General features: G+C 42.1%; 15 protein-coding genes. 1 reads left to right on the top strand and 14 read right to left on the bottom strand.

Going from position 1 to position 18381, the window contains the following annotated elements; genetic code table 11:
• Nucleotides 1–3: 3 nt before the first annotated feature.
• The 8 genes from T344_RS0117760 to T344_RS0117725 all read right to left on the bottom strand — a co-directional run bounded on the left by T344_RS0117760 (nucleotide 4) and on the right by T344_RS0117725 (nucleotide 8568).
• Nucleotides 4–750 (bottom strand): ABC transporter permease, encoded by a 747-nt coding sequence (locus tag T344_RS0117760; RefSeq protein WP_027629826.1) that lies wholly within the window; start codon nucleotides 748–750, stop codon nucleotides 4–6.
• Nucleotides 719–1534, bottom strand: a complete 816-nt coding sequence (locus tag T344_RS28590) for an ABC transporter ATP-binding protein (RefSeq protein WP_051571998.1) — start codon at nucleotides 1532–1534, stop codon at nucleotides 719–721. The genes T344_RS0117760 and T344_RS28590 overlap by 32 nt, the downstream gene beginning before the upstream one ends.
• Entirely contained in the window at nucleotides 1503–2477 is a 975-nt protein-coding gene (locus tag T344_RS0117750) for a hypothetical protein (RefSeq protein WP_027629825.1), read from the bottom strand. The genes T344_RS28590 and T344_RS0117750 overlap by 32 nt, the downstream gene beginning before the upstream one ends.
• A gap of 234 nt (nucleotides 2478–2711) precedes the next feature.
• Entirely contained in the window at nucleotides 2712–4367 is a 1656-nt protein-coding gene (locus tag T344_RS0117745) for a glycoside hydrolase family 53 protein (protein WP_027629824.1), read from the bottom strand.
• Nucleotides 4368–4395: 28 nt separating this feature from the next.
• A complete protein-coding gene (locus tag T344_RS0117740; protein WP_034862065.1) occupies nucleotides 4396–5238 on the bottom strand; it encodes a sugar ABC transporter permease in 843 nt (280 codons plus the stop codon).
• Entirely contained in the window at nucleotides 5239–6153 is a 915-nt protein-coding gene (locus T344_RS0117735; RefSeq protein ID WP_027629822.1) for a carbohydrate ABC transporter permease, read from the bottom strand. It lies immediately after the preceding gene.
• Nucleotides 6154–6163: 10 nt separating this feature from the next.
• A complete protein-coding gene (locus T344_RS0117730) occupies nucleotides 6164–7444 on the bottom strand; it encodes a sugar ABC transporter substrate-binding protein (protein ID WP_027629821.1) in 1281 nt (426 codons plus the stop codon).
• Nucleotides 7445–7494: 50 nt separating this feature from the next.
• Complete coding sequence (locus T344_RS0117725) at nucleotides 7495–8568, bottom strand: glycoside hydrolase family 53 protein (protein WP_027629820.1); 1074 nt, start codon at nucleotides 8566–8568, stop codon at nucleotides 7495–7497.
• A 265-nt stretch (nucleotides 8569–8833) separates the two neighbouring features.
• Here T344_RS0117725 and T344_RS0117720 point away from each other — a divergent pair, with 265 nt between their 5' ends.
• A complete protein-coding gene (locus tag T344_RS0117720; protein ID WP_027629819.1) occupies nucleotides 8834–9823 on the top strand; it encodes a LacI family DNA-binding transcriptional regulator in 990 nt (329 codons plus the stop codon).
• Nucleotides 9824–10052: 229 nt separating this feature from the next.
• Here T344_RS0117720 and T344_RS0117715 read toward each other — a convergent pair whose 3' ends face one another.
• The 6 genes from T344_RS0117715 to T344_RS0117685 all read right to left on the bottom strand — a co-directional run bounded on the left by T344_RS0117715 (nucleotide 10053) and on the right by T344_RS0117685 (nucleotide 18019).
• Nucleotides 10053–10871, bottom strand: a complete 819-nt coding sequence (locus T344_RS0117715) for a sporulation peptidase YabG (protein WP_242842104.1) — start codon at nucleotides 10869–10871, stop codon at nucleotides 10053–10055.
• 192 nt (nucleotides 10872–11063) lie between these two features.
• Nucleotides 11064–12491, bottom strand: a complete 1428-nt coding sequence (locus tag T344_RS0117710; protein WP_034862062.1) for an alpha-L-fucosidase — start codon at nucleotides 12489–12491, stop codon at nucleotides 11064–11066.
• 18 nt (nucleotides 12492–12509) lie between these two features.
• Complete coding sequence (gene gnpA, locus T344_RS0117705; protein WP_027629816.1) at nucleotides 12510–14669, bottom strand: 1,3-beta-galactosyl-N-acetylhexosamine phosphorylase; 2160 nt, start codon at nucleotides 14667–14669, stop codon at nucleotides 12510–12512.
• 90 nt (nucleotides 14670–14759) lie between these two features.
• Complete coding sequence (locus tag T344_RS0117700; protein WP_027629815.1) at nucleotides 14760–15605, bottom strand: carbohydrate ABC transporter permease; 846 nt, start codon at nucleotides 15603–15605, stop codon at nucleotides 14760–14762.
• A gap of 19 nt (nucleotides 15606–15624) precedes the next feature.
• Nucleotides 15625–16506, bottom strand: coding sequence for a carbohydrate ABC transporter permease (locus T344_RS0117695; protein ID WP_027629814.1), 882 nt, complete (start codon nucleotides 16504–16506; stop codon nucleotides 15625–15627).
• 85 nt (nucleotides 16507–16591) lie between these two features.
• On the bottom strand, nucleotides 16592–18019 hold the full coding sequence (locus tag T344_RS0117685; RefSeq protein WP_027629813.1) for a carbohydrate ABC transporter substrate-binding protein: 1428 nt from the start codon (nucleotides 18017–18019) through the stop codon (nucleotides 16592–16594).
• Nucleotides 18020–18381: the final 362 nt, after the last annotated feature.

The raw sequence follows: 18381 nt of genomic DNA, 5'->3' as shown, positions 1-18381 counted from the left end.
TATCTACACTTCTTTCCGTTCAAATATTGTCAAGCCGGCAACCGCAAATATGATACAATATGAAAGCATGTACAGAAAGGCAGGTAATGCCGCCGTCAAACCGGCTCCGTTAAACAGCGGCTGATACCATCCGCTGAAACTTACAGGCAGAAATTGCCTGACAGAGGTTAAAAACGTACCTGCCACACCCAGTACAAGCCAGATCAGCAGGTTCATGGCAATTGCCATGTTGGGGCTGCCTGTGGTCAATGTAAAAAACGATACAATCATCAGCACCGCCGTGAGGAAAATGAATGCTCCGAAATAGCTGACAAACAAGCTTCCAATGCCTGCAAAGGCCGCCGTACCGTTGATGACGATGCTGACCAGTAGGCCGGATATTCCCAGTGCCAATAGGCATGTGGCAGTCAGGGCCGCCCCGGCAAGTATTTTTCCTAAATATATTATACTTTTAGTAACAGGCAATGCAAATAGATTTTTTATTGTACCATCCTTAAACTCAGCTGTGTAAAGCTCACTGCTGATATAAACAGTCAGGGCAGGCAGAATAAAGCCTGTGAGCAGTTCCAGGATAAAAACCGGAAATCTGCCGGGTGCAACTATTTTAACTCCCGTATTATTTTCAATGACCAGACTGGCGATGCCAATTGCCATTGCATATATAACAAAAAGTGAGATAATGACCTTTGTTTTTTTCTGATAAAGCAGCTTTTTGTACTCATCCACCGAAAAAGTAATCAGCTTGTTCATTTTCATTCCTCCTTCCCTTGGTTTTGGAAATTGTATCAAGATAGTACTTTTCAATAGTGGGGTAACTACCCCTGATTTCTTCCACCGTATCCGTTGCAAGCCATTTTCCGCTGCTTATTATACAAACCCTGGAGGTAATCCCCTCTATATCATGTATCAGATGGCTTGAGATTATCATCCCCGTATTATATTTTTCAATGATTTTTTTAAACAATTGCACCAGCTGATCCCTGCCCTCTATATCCATTCCGGAAAAAGGTTCGTCCAGCAGTACCAGTTTTGGTTTTGTCAGCAATATCCTGGCCAGATAAATGCGCTGCTTCATTCCCGTCGAAAAGGTTTTGATCCTGCTGTCCTTCCTGTCCGCAAGGCCGGTTACCGCCAGAACGGCATTGATATCCTCATCGGTGACATTAAAGTAAAGCTTCTGATACAGCTTCAGGTATTGATATGCCGTGAGATAAAGGTATGGGGAAGGATCCCCGATCATCATGCCTATTTCATTTTTTGTTGCCTGGGGATTATCCGTAATTGAAATACCTTTATATGCAACTCTGCCGGTGTCAACCGGAAAAAATCCCATCATTGCCTTCATTGCTGTAGTTTTCCCCGCACCGTTGGGGCCCAGAAGGGCAACAACCTCACCCTCTGAAACTGTGAGGTTCAGCCCTTCTATGCCGTGGTTCCCGGGATATTTCTTGGTCAAATTTTCAACTTCCAGTAACATGCCATCCCATCCCATCTTCCGAATATTATTCCCTGCTGCATTTGAAATCTTCAGCATTTATGATCTCCACGTTTTTGCCGTCGGCATTGAACCTATCGGCACTGGTTTTGTTTATATCACTGACTGCTGCAGAACCCTGCAAAGAAATATCATGATATGTGCCCCCGGCATCATTGCCGGTGATGCTGACCCTGGCTTCAAAAGACTTGATCTGGTTATCCTGGTCAACATTCACTTTTATAACAAGAGCTGCTAGCTTGACATTTTCTTTTAAAGCAGGTACTAAATTATTGTCAATATCAAGATAGTCCTTGAGGAAGGGAAGCTTTTCAGCCAGCAATTGCTTGCGTACCTGGTCCAATTCAGTTCTGTCACTGCTGTCTTGATCAATTCCTTTGTTCCCAACTGCTACTGCCGTTAATAAATTCAAGGGCATTGGAATTTCATTCTGATCCAGATCCATTGTAAGGATCTTTGATCCGTCAGGGTTACGTGTTAATGCAATCTGAGACTTTAAATCCCCGGCAAGGTAGTCTATGAGCTTTTCTTCGGCGGTTCCCATTTCGTGGTCACCTGCATAGTCATAGTCCTCTTTGTTGTATTCCATATTTTTGCCGTATTTGCCATGTTCCGCATTGACCAGCTTGTAATATTTAGTGTTTGTTTCATCAGACAGGTATACTTCTTCACCGTTTTGGAAGAAGGAAAGGTCCTGCTGCCTGCCCTTCAAACTGATCTGGACATTTCCGCTGCTTTCCTTACTCTCATGGTCGGCTTTTACTCTGCCGTTCAATTCGGTGACTATCTTTCCGTTGTCGGAAATTCGAAATGTACCGTCAACTGAAGCACTGGTCAGAATTTCTTTTCCTCTTGAGTCCTTCATTATTTGCTTCAGCGTCTCATAACCCTCATTTCCGGTGCCGGCTGCAAATGCCGTGGCGGTGAATACCGTAACTGCCGCCATCACCAGGAGCCCAAGCTTTAATTTCCTGTTTTTCATCTTCAATCTCTCCAATCAATAATTTTTATAGCTCGTCATGGTCAAACAATAAAACTTTGTTTTATCTGACCATACCTTATCGCTACAATTTGATTATAGAGATCAAGAATAAAACTCCTCGAAAGAAATTCTAAAATTTTTCTAAAATATAAAAAGTGAACCGAAACAATCTCTACACAAAAACATCCGTCTGAAAATAATATTTCAAACGGATGTTTTTCATTTTCTCTACATTTATTTTTTCCTGAAAACTACGTCATCCAGGTTACACCAGTTATTTGCATTGGCAACTGCATACAGACCAATTTCACATTTACCGTTGTTTACCTGAATATTGTCAATAGTAATCCTGTTCCAATTAATGTCACTTGTCGGTACAGCCTTTACCAGTTCACTACCGCCGTAATTCTTTACATATATCTGGCAGGTGCTCTGACCGCCGCTGCTCATTATATTTGCCGACAAAGAATAAGTACCGTTTTCCAGATCTGTAATCGTCTGATAAACAGAACATGAATACGCCGCATCATCCCAGAATGTCAGCTTGTAATTCCCGGAATAGGCGTTCCCATACTCGGTTTTAATTGCATCGCTTGCAGTAGAGTCTGACCTCCAAACCTGCCAGCCGCCGGGTTGATTGGTAGAACTGCCATCCGCCTCAAAGCCTGGGTTTGTAACACGATTCTTTTCAGGCGTGTTTAAAATATTTACAGAGTTCAATACACTACCATTAAAATCAAACAGTGTCAAGTTATCCCATGGATTTGAGAGGATGCCCGAATCTCCTATATATGCCGCCCCTGCAGCAGTGCCCCAATTGGCACCCGCCACAGGAAGCCACTCCGGTTCCCAATAAAAGAACCCAAGTCCTCTTGCATTTGGAACATTCAGAATAGCAGCTTCGAGATCGGTCATGAAATCAATCTGTCCCTGTACGGATGCGGCATATCCTGCATTTGTAGCATCTGTTTGGTTGAAGGAGCTTCCAAGCCCGTCCCCGTCTGCAGTAGTCCATCCGTAAGCTGTTTCCACTACTAAAACATCTTTACCATATTTCTTGCTTATATCATTCATATTATACTGTAATTGGCTTAATGTCCCATGCCACATAGGATAATAAGTCAAACCGATTATATCGAAATCAAGCGTTATTCCGCAACTTGTTATCCCACCGAACCACCATTGATAAAGTGAATAGCTGCCGCCGTTGTCCAGATGAAGAATAATTTTAGCACTACTGCCATTGGAATCCCTTACTCCCTGAATTGCTTTTTGGACAAGCTCAGCCAGCTTTGTAAAATCAGTAATTCCGCCTCCGACTTTTCCATCGTCCCATAAAATTCCCGATGAGGATTCATTTCCTATCTGAACCATATCAGGAGTTACTCCATCTCTGACAAAATTATTCATAGTGGTTTTCATATAATTATACAGAGTGGTTTTCAAATCAGAATAGGACAAACCGGCCCATGCCTTTGGTTTGCTTTGAGTTCCAGGATCTGCCCAGAAATCACTCAGATGAAAATCTATAAGTACCTTCATTCCATGGGCTTTTGCCTTCAATGCAAGTGAGAGGGTAGTATTATAGTCATTTCCGCCACCACCGTAGCTGCTCCCTGCACTGTCGTAGGGATCAACCCAAAGCTTCAGTCTGACATAATTTGCACCATGATCCTTAAGAATTTGCATGGCATCCTTTTTTAGACCATTTTCATAAAAGGAACCACCCAATTTTTCAACCATGTCGAGATTCGATATATCCACTCCCCTGATAAAATCGCTGTAATCAGCGTTTTGCCTTACAGCAGATACCCCCGTACACATTAACACTAAAAGACCTATTACCGTTATTATACTTACTGTCTTTTTTATAAACCTTGACTTTTTCATACAAAAACCTCCAATTCAAAATTTAATCTCATTCCTTTACACCGCCGGCGGCAAGACCATTTTGGATGTATCTTTGGAGCATCATAAATATGAACATTACAGGCAACGAGGAAACAACAGCAGCAGCAGCAAACAAAGTCCAATGCGCGGCAAACTGATTTGTGATGAATGTCTGCAGCCCAATTGCCAGAGTATGTTTATCAGGTGATTGTAAAAATACCGATGAAATAACAAACTCGCTGTAGGTACCAATAAATGAAAACAAAAATATAACAATAATTTGCGGGACTGCAAGCGGCAGTATTATCTTCATAAAAATCTGAAGATAGCCCGCACCATCGACAAAGGCAGCTTCGTCAAGTTCTTTAGGTATGTTGTCAATAAATGACTTTAACAGCCATATATTGAAGGCACTCCCTCCCGAAAGTACCAATATTACAAATAGCATGTTATCAACCAAACCAAAACGGTAAATTATTATGTAATACCCGGCAAGTGCCATACTGCTTGGAAAAACCTGCAATACCAGCAAAGTCTTTAGTCCGTTTTTCCTTCCCGGAAATCTCATTCTTGAAAATGCATAAGCAGCAGTACAGGTTAAAAAAAGCTGGATAATGGCAACAAAAAAACATAGTTTAAGAGAATTGAATACCCATAAAAGAAAATCAGTTTCCCGGAAAAGCTCTACGTAATTATCACCTCCAATATTATCAGGTAGTAACGATGTCATGAAAAAGCTGTCTCCTTTGGAGAAAGATGCCATTAAAATCCAGAATGCAGGAAACAGCGTAAGAAGTATGACTACCCAGATTATTATACGGCTGACCAGCAAGGTTCTTTTATCTCCCCGATTCATATCATTTCTGCCCATTTAGTCAGCCTCCTTAAATGCTCCGGACATATTCATATTTATAAGTGTCAATGTTCCTACAATTATAAAAACAAATACGCTTAGAGTAGCAGATAACTCATATCTGTTGGACCATGTCGTCATTTTGTAAATAGTGCTTGCAAGGATATCTGTGCTTCCTGCAAACTGAGAGCCTTCCCTGGCAGGTCCACCTTGCATTATCATATAAATATTGCCAAAATTATTAAAGTTGGATGCAAAGGAAGAAATAATAAGCGGAGCAGATAATCTTGTAACAAAAGGGAAGGTAATTACTTTAAAAGCATACCATTTTGAAGCCCCGTCAATTTTAGCAGCTTCATAATATGTAGGTGAAATTGCCTGGAGTCCCCCCAGACATACATTGAGCATATACGGAAAACCCAGCCATATATTTACGAGTATGATTCCGGTCCTTGCCCAGAACACATCTGTCATCCACGGTATGCCATCCGTAATGTGCAATGCCCTCAGAATATTGTTTATTCCGCCATACTGTTCATTCAACAATCCCTGCCATGCCAGGATTGCAATCGTTGCGGGCAACGCCCACGGAACTATCAATACGGACCTGTATACTTTTGATTCCGTCATAAATGGGTTATTTAATAAAACTGCAAGTGACATACCTACTATGTAGGAGCCGGCAGTACTAATTGTCGCAAAAGCTGCAGTCCAACCCAGAACAGGGAAAAATACAGAGCTTATGCTGCCATTGATAACACTGAGATAATTTTTGAAACCTATGATCTCAAAATCATCCAGATGATACATATTGTAATTGGTAAACGATATGTAAACCGTATACACAATAGGCAATAGAGTGAATATAAATATTGACACCATTGCCGGCATTATAAAACTATATCCGGCAAAATTTGTTTTGTTATGTTTCATGACTCCACCCTTATTTCCCGGAATTCATAAGATCTATGCCTTCCTGTACCTGCTTGCTGATATTTTTTGCAGCTTCGGCGGGGGTAATTTTTTTCTGGAACATCAACTTTATGTTATCTGAATATGGAGTCCATACCTGTCCCAATTCCGGTACGGTCGGCATCGGTTCTCCATGTGAAATCTGAGTGATAAAAGCTTTGGTCGCATCATCGGCATTGATTTGTCCCTGCGCTGCGATATTGGCAGGAATCCTTCCACCGGTGCTGTACAAATCCTGTGCAGAATTCTCCATTAAATACTTGATAAAATCCCAGGTTGCTTCCTGCTCGTCGGATTTTGAACTGACAAAGCCAACTTGTGTACCAACAGGAGTCACAAATGGTTTTCCGTTCAGCGAAGGCATCGGTGCCACTGCGAACGGAGTTCCGGCTGACTTAAAACCGCTTATATCCCATGGCCCCCCGATATAAAAGGCTGTTTTACCGTTCTGGAAACTGCTTCTGGCTAAATCACTTGTAATATCAGAGGAAAAAAATCCGTTATCCACCGCAAGTTCTTTTAATAATGTATAGGACTTTACTGCATTTTCATTGCCAAGTCCGATATCCTTTATATCATATTTGCCATCTGTATATTTAAATATATAACTGTCATATGCGCGCAAAAAGCCCAGATCATAATAAATGCTTGTAGCTTCGAATTGTACCCCTCCACTGACTTTTGCAGTATTGATCAGTTCATCCCATGTTTCAGGTGCTTTCTTTACTTTTTGGGTATTATAAAAGAGTGTATTGGTTTCAACTGCAATCGGAATACCATACCTTTTTCCGTCTGAATAGCAAGCCTGTACTGCCGCGTTGGCATAGTCCCCGTTTTTATATAAATCACCCGGAACCTCCTGGACCAGTCCTGCCGATACATAATTGGCAAGCTGGTCATTTGCTATACCATATAAAGCGTCGGGTCCATTTTTACTTTTAGTAGCTTGTACAAGCTGCTGCAAGTCTGCTGTTTCATGAACTACCTCAACTTTGTTTCCTGTTTTGTTTGCCCACATTTCTCCGTACTTTTTCAATGTATCGGTTTCATTTTCAAGATTTGTCCAGACCACTATTGAAGCAGCTTTTTTTGAACTTGCTCCAGTACTTGCCGATTGGCTTTCCGACGAACTTATTCCGGTATTCTCTGCGCCGGCTGTGACTTTTGAACCGCCGCAGCCTGAAAACAGCATAGAAGCGATTAAAACCGCTGATAGCCAACCGGCTGCAATTTTTCTTTTCCACATTTTCATTCAAATTCCCCCTCATAAATTATTACCATCACATGTAAATGACGGTATATTTAAAAATCCCTGATTGATTTTAGTGCAGGTAATGCATTACCGTTAAAATCAAAAAGTGCTTGGTTAGCCCATGAGTTGCCGCCCTCTGAAACATCTCCGATATATTTCCTTCCCTCAATTGTGGACCATGTTGAGCCTTCCACGGGAAGCCATGCCGGTTCCCAGTAAAAAAAGCCCTTACCCCTCTGATTCTTTACATTTCTGATCCTGTTCATCAATTGGGTCATGAACATGCTTTGTCCAAGCCTGGTGGGCTCAAAGGCCGTCATATCCGCCAATTCTTTTGAAAAAATCATGTTGGCATTTGGATGGGTTTCAGTAGTGAATCCATATGCTGTTTCAACAACAATGACATTCTTGCCGTATCTATCGCTGATATCGTTCATGTTATCCTCCAGCTCATCAAGCGTTCCATTCCAATAAGGATAATATGACAATCCGATGATATCATAATCAACTCCTTCATTTTGGGCCTTGTCGAACCAATCCCTGTACATGGCATTGTCACAGCCATTATCAAGATGGATAATAATCTTAATGTCGTTACTTACATCTTTGACAGCAGAAATTCCTTTTTTTAAAAGACTCATCATTGCCCTATGATTTGAAATCTTACCGTCGGGCCATAAAAACCCGTTTGTCAGTTCGTTGCCCACCTGAACCATATCAGGCATAAGTCCCCGCATTTTAAGGTTTCTGAGTATATTACGGGTATAACTGTATACTTTATTTTCAAGCTCAATTCCCGACAGCTTTTCCCAGGCCTTTGGTTTAATCTGTTTGCCGGGGTCCGTCCAGAAGTCACTATAATGAATATTTAGGACAAAGGACATTTTGTGTTTAATAATTCTTTCTGCCAATTCAACAGTAGTGTTAAAGTCGTTTCCTCCCCCGCCATAGGGATTTAATGCCCAATCGAAGGGATCATGCCACAGCCTTAATCTTATTGCATTGATACTATATTTTTTTAAAATTTGAAAAACATCCAGTTCAATTCCATCGTCATAAAATTTTCCACCCAGATCTTCCACTTCTTTCAGCATGGAAATATCCATTCCTTTAATAAAATCCATCAAAAAAATGTTCCTCCTGACTTTTAGCGTATGTAACTTTAATATAAAAAATATATATTGCTTTCCATATAATATAGTTAAATATTTATTAGTATTATTAATAAATAATTTACTATTAATTATAGTATCATTTTACTTACCAGTCAACAACAATATTAAAGTTCTAAAATCCATTAGTCTGCATTAAGCCTGAAATAATTAAATTGACTTTTAATAAATTATTTAGTAAAATCGTTATCAAATAAGAATTTCAGGAGAAGACTTTATGGCAACAATTAAGGATATAGCGGCAAAAGTAGGAGTCTCAAGCGCTACAGTATCTCGAGTATTAAACTATGATGAAAAAATTTCAGTTAGCGAAGAGACAAAACAGGCCATATTCCGGACAGCCGAAGAATTAAACTATAAAAAAAAGACAGTGAACCCTAAAATAGAAGATATTGCACTGCTTTACTGGCCAAAAAACCAGGAAGAATTCGAGGACGTTTATTATAAGAGTATCAGGCAGGAACTTGAAAAGCAGTCACTGGAGCGAAACATAAAATTAGTCAGGTACAACAAATCAGAAGGCATAGGAGCAGTCAGCAAAAATTCCAAAGCCTTTGTTGCCGTGGGCTGGTTTGATATGGATGAAATAAATCATTTAAAAAAAATAACGAATCACGGTATTTTCATCGATACTTCCCCCGATGAAAGCTGTTTTGACTCAGTCAGACCTAATCTGGATTCCATCGTGACACAAATAGTCGATTATTTTGTAGAGCAGGGGCATGAAACATTGGGGTTTATAGGTTCAACGGATTTTGACATATTAACAAAGAAACCCGCAATGGACGTAAGAGAGTGGTCTTTCAGGGAAAGCGCCAGGTATTACAACAGATTAAATGAAAAGAATATCTTTATTACCGACAAGCTTTCAGTCAGCGAAGGTTATAGGCTTGGTATCAAGGCTATAGAAGAATTGGGCGAAGACATGCCCACAGCATTTTGCATGGCAAGTGACACACTGACTATCGGAGTTCTGCAGGCATTTAACGAAAAAAGCTGGGACATTCCGGGGCGTGTGGCTTTTTTCAGCATAAACAACATCAGTATTGCACAGTATGTCTCTCCCCCGCTCACCACCTTTCATATTGATATTCCACTGATGTGCGATGCAGCTTTGAACCTGCTGCAGGAAAGAATGCTGAAAGGAAGAGATATAACCAAAACCGTATACATTAATGGAAAAGCAATTTTCAGAAAAAGCTGTTAGTAGTTTTTATGCTGAAATTTAAGAGTTTTTTTATAATGCTTTGGTTAAAAAGAAAGTGTACGTTCTTTGAAAATTTTTCGGCTGTAGAAAAATTTTCTTACCTTATGCGCATTTCGCGTTTCAACGATGCAAAGGTGTCCTAAAGGACACACTGGATATCTATTGCCTCGTTATATTAAAAGTAGGGCCTGCATAAGCAGGCCTTCCTTAACTATTCGCTATTAACTTTTTATTTGTATTGTCCTCTTGTTTGCTTTCCTCCGATGCCGTTGCTGCCCGTAATTGTCAGGGCCACTACCGACTTGGGTTCCAGAACTGTGGAATTCTCTGTTATAGACACCTTCTGCGCAACAATTGCAGGGTCCAGAGCGTTGATTAAAACCCTTTTGGGTGAACTTGCAAAGTTTGCTCCCGCATCCATTATGGCTTCAAAATAAGACTGGCAGGCACCTGCAAAAATACAAAGCCTATCCGGGTCGGGTTCATACTCTCTTGCTATCTGGACTGACTGAATAAAGTACGATGAATTGGCATAGCTTTCCAGCGACTTGTAATTCTTTGCGTTCTTTTTCAAACCGTCATGCCCTGTAAGCACCAGCACATTGGGCCTATAAGCCCTCAAATACTGTTTTACCACCGAAGGCTGCTTATCCTCGCTTACCCATTTTCCATAACAGGTAATCCTGCTTTGTCTGTAAAAGTCCATACATTGGTTCATAAAATCCTGAGCCGAATCAATATGGAGAATCCTTCCCGGTCTCCTTTTCAATCTGGTCAAAAAGCCCCTGTCAGATGGACCGCAGCATTCTATACTTCTTTTTATCAAATAAAGCTCATTATATGCTCTTGTATATGCAGCTCTGGCATCCTGTTTTTCCAGGTCATCAGCTTTTGAATCTGCTTCTATTCGGGAGGAAAGCCCCCGTAAAACATAACAGTCAGATCCATCGCAATCTGGAATTATGTTTACTACTCTAAAAAGAAGATCTCCACCGTAAGACCTTCTTGTAACAATATCTCCAACTTGAAATTTAGTCAAAAAAATCACTCCAAAATTAACTTTTTATTGCATAATATGCAACCGGAAGTGATTTTGGGACTAAATACAGTACAAAAATATACTGTTTTGGAACACAAATATTATATTATAAACTAATAAACCAGTATTACATTCTTCTTACTTTACCCTCTATTGACAATGTACATTGTTAATAGAGGGTAATATGACCTTTTGCGTTATTTAAGCAGTTGAACAAAACATCCCCAAATACTCAACGGCAGGATACAGCCTTGAGGCGGTAATTTTAAGCCGGAACCGGCCGGCGGTTATGGCACCGAACCGGCAAATCCGCTTATATCCAACAACTGTGCCGGTATATATCTGCTTCCACACACCTTCAAATTGGGCTTCCAGGACAAAAGCTTCTATATGCTGGCCGCTGGTTTCTATGTTCTCCATTATTACTATTGTATCAACGGTTTGTTTGGAAGAAAGCTCGATCTCGATTTGGGCTGTTTCCGTTCCTCTCTTGGGGCGCCAGTAGGTGCCGGAATTACAGTCCAGGATATTCGAGACGGCATGTTTTTCATCCAGAGTTTCCGAGGCGGCAGCTCTGGCATTGTATGCCAGGTTATTTTTAAATGCCTTCTTTATAAGCCGTCCCAGCTCTTTCAGCACCGAACTGTCATTTTCATGGATCAGCCCTCTCCTGTCGGGCGGTATATTCAGAAGGAAGTTGGCATTTCCGCCCACTGAATTGCAGTATATATCCATCAGTTCCCCTGGGGTTTTTACCTCATGGTCTTCATTCCTATGGTAGAACCAGCCGGGCCGTATGGAGGTATTTACTTCGGCAGGATACCATATAAGCTTTTCCGCATTTTTTATGGCATCCCGGCTTCCCAGATCCTCTTCGGTCGAATCAATACGCTTTGCAAACTCCCCGTCATCCTTTTTCTGTGATTTTGCCGCTATTTTTTCGGCATCCTGAAGGTAAGCCGGCACAACACTCCATTCCGATTTCCGGCAATGCCCCGCTTCATTTCCGCACCATCTGACATCGGGCCCGCAAACCGAAATTACGGCATTGGGCTGCAGCTCTCTTATCAGTGAGTAATATGCGTCCCAATCGTAAACCTGTCTCTTACCGTTGGGACCTTCACCGCAGGCGCCGTCAAACCATACGCAAAAAATATCTCCGTATTCTGTCAGCAGCTCTCTGAGCTGGTTTTTGAAATACTGATTATATACGGGTGAATCACCATATGTCTTTTCATGCCTGTCCCAGGGCGACAGGTAGATTCCGAATTTTAATCCGGCTCTTTTACAGGCTTCCGAAACCTCTCTCACCACATCGCCCTTTCCGTTTTCCCAGGGACTTTTTAATACCGAGTGCTCAGTAAATTTACTCGGCCAGAGACAAAAGCCGTCATGGTGCTTACAGGTTAATATGAGCCCCGTCATTCCGGCACTTTTACATACCTCAACCCACTGGCCGGCATCAAACTGTGTGGGATTGAAAACTTCAGGGCTCTCGTCTCCCATGCCCCATTCCCTGCCGGTAAAGGTATTTACCGTAAAATGTATAAAAGCGTAAAACTCCATCCTCTGCCAGGCCAGCTGGCGCTTTGAAGGTATAATGCCTGCTGCGTTTTCTATCATATCCATAATGGCACCGGTCTCCTTTTATATTTCAAACCATTTGCACTCCAAAGGAGCCAACTCAACAATATGTTTTTCACCGTCAGCTTTCACAATGGTTGTTTTCTGCCTTTCAAAGCTGCTGTTTGCAGCGGCATAACAGCCTGCACCAGGATATGCGGAACATTCAACCTCAGAATTTTCACTGAACCAGATCTGCATTTCGGCTTCCCTGCCGGACGACCAGAATATTGCTCTGGACAGCATCCTGGTATTCTGCATGCTGAAAGGCAGTCCTGCCATATAAACCGCCCTGCCCCTGCCGTAGGTATTAGCCGCCAGTGAACAGCTTAAATTATTTACAGCGAGGATTTCCGCAGACTCACAGTACCTGTAAACGGAATTCATCCCTTCTCCGTAGTCCATCGGCTCTCTGATATCGGCAGTTATGAAATGGCTGTCATTAATACTGAACGAAGGCTTGTTACTGCTTACAGAAAAGCCTGCCTCCTTTTGAACTCCCAGTACGTCGGACAGTTGAAAAAATGCTCCGTTATATTCACAGGCAGTGGGTTCCCCCACTCCGATAAAACCTCCGCCGCCGTACACCCATTCCCGGACAGCAGAAACTATCTTTTCGTCCTTCCAGTGCTCACCGCCCGACCAGGCGGTTCCGGCGTCTCCTGCATTAATAATGACCCCTGTGTCCCTGGATATTCCATTATTTCTGATATCGTCAAAACTTATGAACTCAACTTCAAAAGGCAGGCCGGACAAAGCTTCAAGTATCCCGAGATATGAATAACATCTCTGGTTCCAGAGGGAATGGGCCACCTGATGTGTCATCCAGGATCTGCAGACTCCCCATGCATTGAGAACGGCAACTTTAAATTTTGCACTGTAGGGTTTTGTACTTTTTGTCCTGTCATGTATTGCTCTGAATTCATCACACACGTCTGCTATATGGTCAACAAAATCCTTAAATCCGGCAACCAGGCTTAAATATCCCCCATACCCCATTCTGTCGGTGGGTTTTCTAAGAAGTGCCCTTCTGGACTTTCTCCACACCTCAAGCGACTCTTTGACGGGATCTCCTCCTTCATGAAAAACATCGGGGAAAAAGTAGGGATAAAACCTTGCTTCAGTAGCTTTTACAGGGATATCCGAAATCATCCTGGTAGTGACACCGTCTCCGGCCGCCCCGACGACGGCATCCAGCCCGATTTCACCGAAGTATTTGCCGTAGGGCTCTATTCCGGCCCAATGGTCCCCAAGGAACATAATCGCTTTCTTTCCGGCTTTGTGAACCATATCTACACACTCTTTGGCAAAGCCCGCAATAAACCGCTGGTTAAAGTCCATCCAGTCGAGATATTTCCTGTCAGGCACCTTAAAGGGAGAATTGTAATAGCCCTTATCCGCAAAATCCTCAGGCGTCAGCCTGTAGCCGTATTCCTTTTCAAACTGTTGGATTGCCAGGGGACTTACACAGCTCAGATATCCAAACCAGTCAACCTGCCGTTCCTTTCCATTTTCATTATAAATCAGGTCAAAATTGTAGAAAAAAGTAGTAAATCTTACTATGCCGGTTTGAGGATGGGCTTCCAGCCAGTGCTCCAACACTTCCAGCAAATGCTTTCTGGCCTGCGGATGTCTGGGATCCACAGGAAGCCTGTGTTCCTCCTTCCAGTTATTTGTCTTGTGATTGTACATGGAAACAGGTTCCCATATCTGATATGCAAGAAAGGTTACGGTATATCTATGCCATTTGACGGCATCTGCCAGGATGACTTTTCCGGTATTTGAATCAAAAAGCCATTTGGCATTGTCAACCGTCTCACCGGTGGTACGGTCTGTAACTTCCCACCAGTCGGCAGGCTTATGCAAGGTATCAATTTCAAACTGCTCCCTGTAATAGCCTTTCATTATATCGATTTCTATTCTATTCTCAAAGGCAATAACAGCCTGGGACATGAGGTAGATTTGCTGCAGGCATTCCCTGTTGGCCTTTGCCCACTCATTGTCTTCTCTTATCAGACACAGCGTAGAATAGACCTCAAAACCCATGCTGACGATTTCAGTTGATAGCTGTGTACCGTCACTGTCCCTGACAGCATCTATCCCCCACTTTTGTGCCAGCTGAAGAATTTCCCTCTCCATACCCTTCTCAGCCGGCAGGGTAACTCTTCCTGAACTTTTAGCCATAATGCATCCCCCATACCTTTATTTATGATTAAGTTGATAATATTCGTTCATAATATTCATTGATAATATTTATTTTCTAACGAACTGTCCTTATCCTTTGAGCCCGCCAAGCTGCATGCCCTTTGTCAGTTTGTCCTGAGTGAGCACGAATACTATTATTGTGGGCACCAGAACTATTACAAGGCCTGCAAACAGCGCACCCCAATCCGTCGCATAGCGCTGTACCTCCATGAGGTTTGCAAGGCCTATGGGCAAGGTTTTTTTAGTGTCGGTGGATATTAAGGTCAATGCCAGCGGAAACTCATTCCAGAAGGCGAAAAAGCTGAATATCGTAACCGTTATGATTCCCGGCTTTGCAAGCGGTACAATGATCCTTATGAAAGCCCCGGCATAGCTGCACCCGTCGATCATGGCGGAATTTTCATAATCTTTCGGTATGCCCTTCATGAAGCTTATGAGCAGATATATGGAAAAAGGAAGCTGTGACACCGCATATACCAGGGAAAGCCAGAAACGGTTGTCATTCATATGCAGCCTGGTCATAAGCAGAAACAGAGGTATTATTATAAAGGTTATCTGTATGAAAATACCTCCCATATATATGTTTTTAATAAATTTTCTGAAAGGAAACTCATATCTCGCCAGCGCATATGCCGAGGATACCGCCATAGTTACCAGCAGGATTATAGAACCCGCCGTGACTAAAACTGAATTGATTGAATAGCTTCCAATGTTCGCTTTTGTAAATGCCGACACGTAATTGCCTATATTTACAGATTTGGGCAAAACCCATGGGTTACCGAGTATTTCGGTATTTGTCTTGAAAGATGTCAAAATAGTCCAGAGCAGCGGATATACGACCATTATTGTATTTACCAATAAAACAACTCTGAATAAAATTCCAATTATTTTATCAAATATTCTATTGCTTTTCATAACTTCACCTCAACTGTTATTATGCCGTTTCTCCACCTGTCACCTTGTTGCTTATGATTGAGAGAACAATGGAAATTGCAAATACAAACACCGCTATTGCCATGGCATAACCAAAACTTGCGTTCATAGCATGTTTATACATATATGTCAGCAGTACCTCCGAATCTCGGTCAGGGCCGCCGTCGGTCATGACTCTTACTATTGTGAAACTGTTTGTAATAACCCCATTGATGGCAAATATTATGGTTGTCTTTAGAATATCCCAGAGCAGGGGTATTGTGATTGTCCAGAAGCTTTGAATCCCTGTGGCACCGTCAATATCTGCCGCCTCATATATCTCCTTTGATATCCCGTCAATTCCTGCAATATACATAACCATATAATAGCCGGCAGCCTGCCAGATTATGGTGACCGCAATAGCCCACATTACCGTATTCCTGTTTCCCAGAACAGGGATATCGAGATCTGCCATTCCAAACAGATGCAGGACCGGATTAATTATTCCCATTGTGGGATGGTATATAAACGACCAGAGAATTGCAATTACAACGAAGGATAAAATACTTGGAAAGAAAAAAACCACTCTATAGAAATTGCTCTCTTTGACCTTTCCCGAAGTCAGCATGGCTGCAAAAAACAATGCCAGCAAAATTGTCGGTGCTCCGGATACTATCATTAGAAATCCAGTGTTTTTCAATGCTATGTAAAAAACATCATCCTGAAACATTGCCTTAAAATTGTCCAGTCCCACAAACTGTGATACATTTCCAAGCCCGCTGTCCTGATACAGAGAGCTTATAAAAACCTTAACCGTGGGATATATGATAAAAACAGCAAAAAGTATCAAGGCTGGCAGGACACATGCGGCAAGAAATAAATTCTTTTTCAAACTCTTATTCATTTATGTTCACACCCTGTTTTAAATTATTGCCGGAGGTTTTATCCTCCGGCGATATATTGGCGATATATTCTTGTACTCTTTGCAATTATTGGGCTTTTGCCAGTTCATCCCTCACCTGGGCATAAACCTTCTCCAGTTTGTCTGCGTATTCTTCAACAGTCATTTGTTTGTTCATTATACTTGAAAACGGCTTGTATATTTCATCCGAAATATTTATCTTGCTGCCGTTTGCCACCGGCTTAAGAGATGCAACAACCGGCTTCATTCCATCCTCAACCGCCTTGTAACAGTTATATGCCGAAGGGGTTATGTATTCCTTTACCATCTCTGTTGCTCCCTTAACGGCCATTACTGCTTTTGCCTTTTCACCGTTTAATCTGACAGCCGTATCGGTATAGATGAATTTCATAAATTCCTTGGCAAGTTCAGGATTCTTCGATTTTGACGGTATGTACATCTGCTCGACACTTACAAGTGCAATAGCGGGGTCTCCTGCATTAAAACCGGGAACACCTGCAAATCCGAACTGGAAGCCATCTTCTCTCGGTGCATCCTTCATTTCTCCCTCAAACCAGCTGCCGTTTACGCAAAACATTGATTTACCCTGCATGAACGCTGTCTGTGCCTGGGTGTGATTAAGTGCGACAGTTCCCTTCATGAGCGCATTATCGGTTCCGGCGATCTTTGAGAATATATCCAGGGTCTTCTTTGCGGGCTCCGACTTCCAGAAGCCTTCCTTATAGCTTGTAAAATCATCTACAGCCTGTTGTCCCCCTGCGGCATATACGGCAGGAATAAGCACCTCTTCCAGATATCCCGGATAAATACCCTGATATGTGAATAAGGCTCTTCCGTCCGCTTTTGCCTTTTCATTCAATGCAAAGAACTCATCCCAGGTTTTGGGAGCCGTATACCCCTTTTGGTCAAAATATGCCTTGTTATACCATAAACCCATAACACCGTAATTATAAGGAGCAAGGTATATCTTGCCGTCATCATAGGGTGAACAATAGGGAGTTTCCAGGAAACCCGGCAAAATCAGGTCTCTTATATTGCTATCCTTATCAAGGGCCTTACTGTCAAAAATATCTGAAATGTCCATTATTGCTTTATCCTTGATAAGACCCTTTGTCACACCTGAGGGGTCTCCGTCATTCAAATAAATAAAATCAGGAGGATTACCTGAGACGATACTTGGCTTTATCATTTCGCCCAGCTTTGGATTTGCAGTGATATTGATCTTTGTACCGGGATACTGCTCCATGAACTTTTGAGCCAGAGCGTCCCAGAAATCTCTTCCGTATGCGCCCTGGAATACTGCAATATTTAACTCCTTGTTTGCAAACTCTTTTGTTCCGCCAGTTGATCCCGATGCTTCCGTTGAAGCCGCACTGCCTGCCGTGGATTCCGGTGCCGGCTGCGAAGCCGGTTCCGATCCGCAGCCCACTGCCACGGATGCGGTAAGTCCCAGTGCCAGCAGAAGTGACATGCTTTTCTTTAATATGCTTTTCATTCCAACCTCTCCTTTTTATAATAATACTCTCGAAAACTCCAATAGCTTTCGAGCTCTATGTTTTAAGATGCAATTTTCTTCTCGCACCTCTAACATTCTCCAGTTTTTTACTTTAAATTTTCCAACAACATTTACCAGTAGTAACCATATATGGTTACTGTACACCTTGACATTAGCTTCCAAAAATTTGAAAACCACAGCGTATGGTATTAATTGCCATAACACTGGTTTTGGAGGCTATATTAATGTTGTGTAATTGGAACTCTCATGTAGACTATCAAAAGAAACTTCTGCTGGATTTGATTCTGTTTTCTGAAATTGAAAAAAGCAGGGTGGTCTCTTTGGAAAAGTCTCTATCCAAA

The organism is Ruminiclostridium cellobioparum DSM 1351 = ATCC 15832 (assembly GCF_000621505.1).
Lineage (GTDB): Bacteria > Bacillota > Clostridia > Acetivibrionales > DSM-1351 > Ruminiclostridium > Ruminiclostridium cellobioparum.
This window is presented reverse-complemented; position numbering and strand designations above follow the sequence as displayed.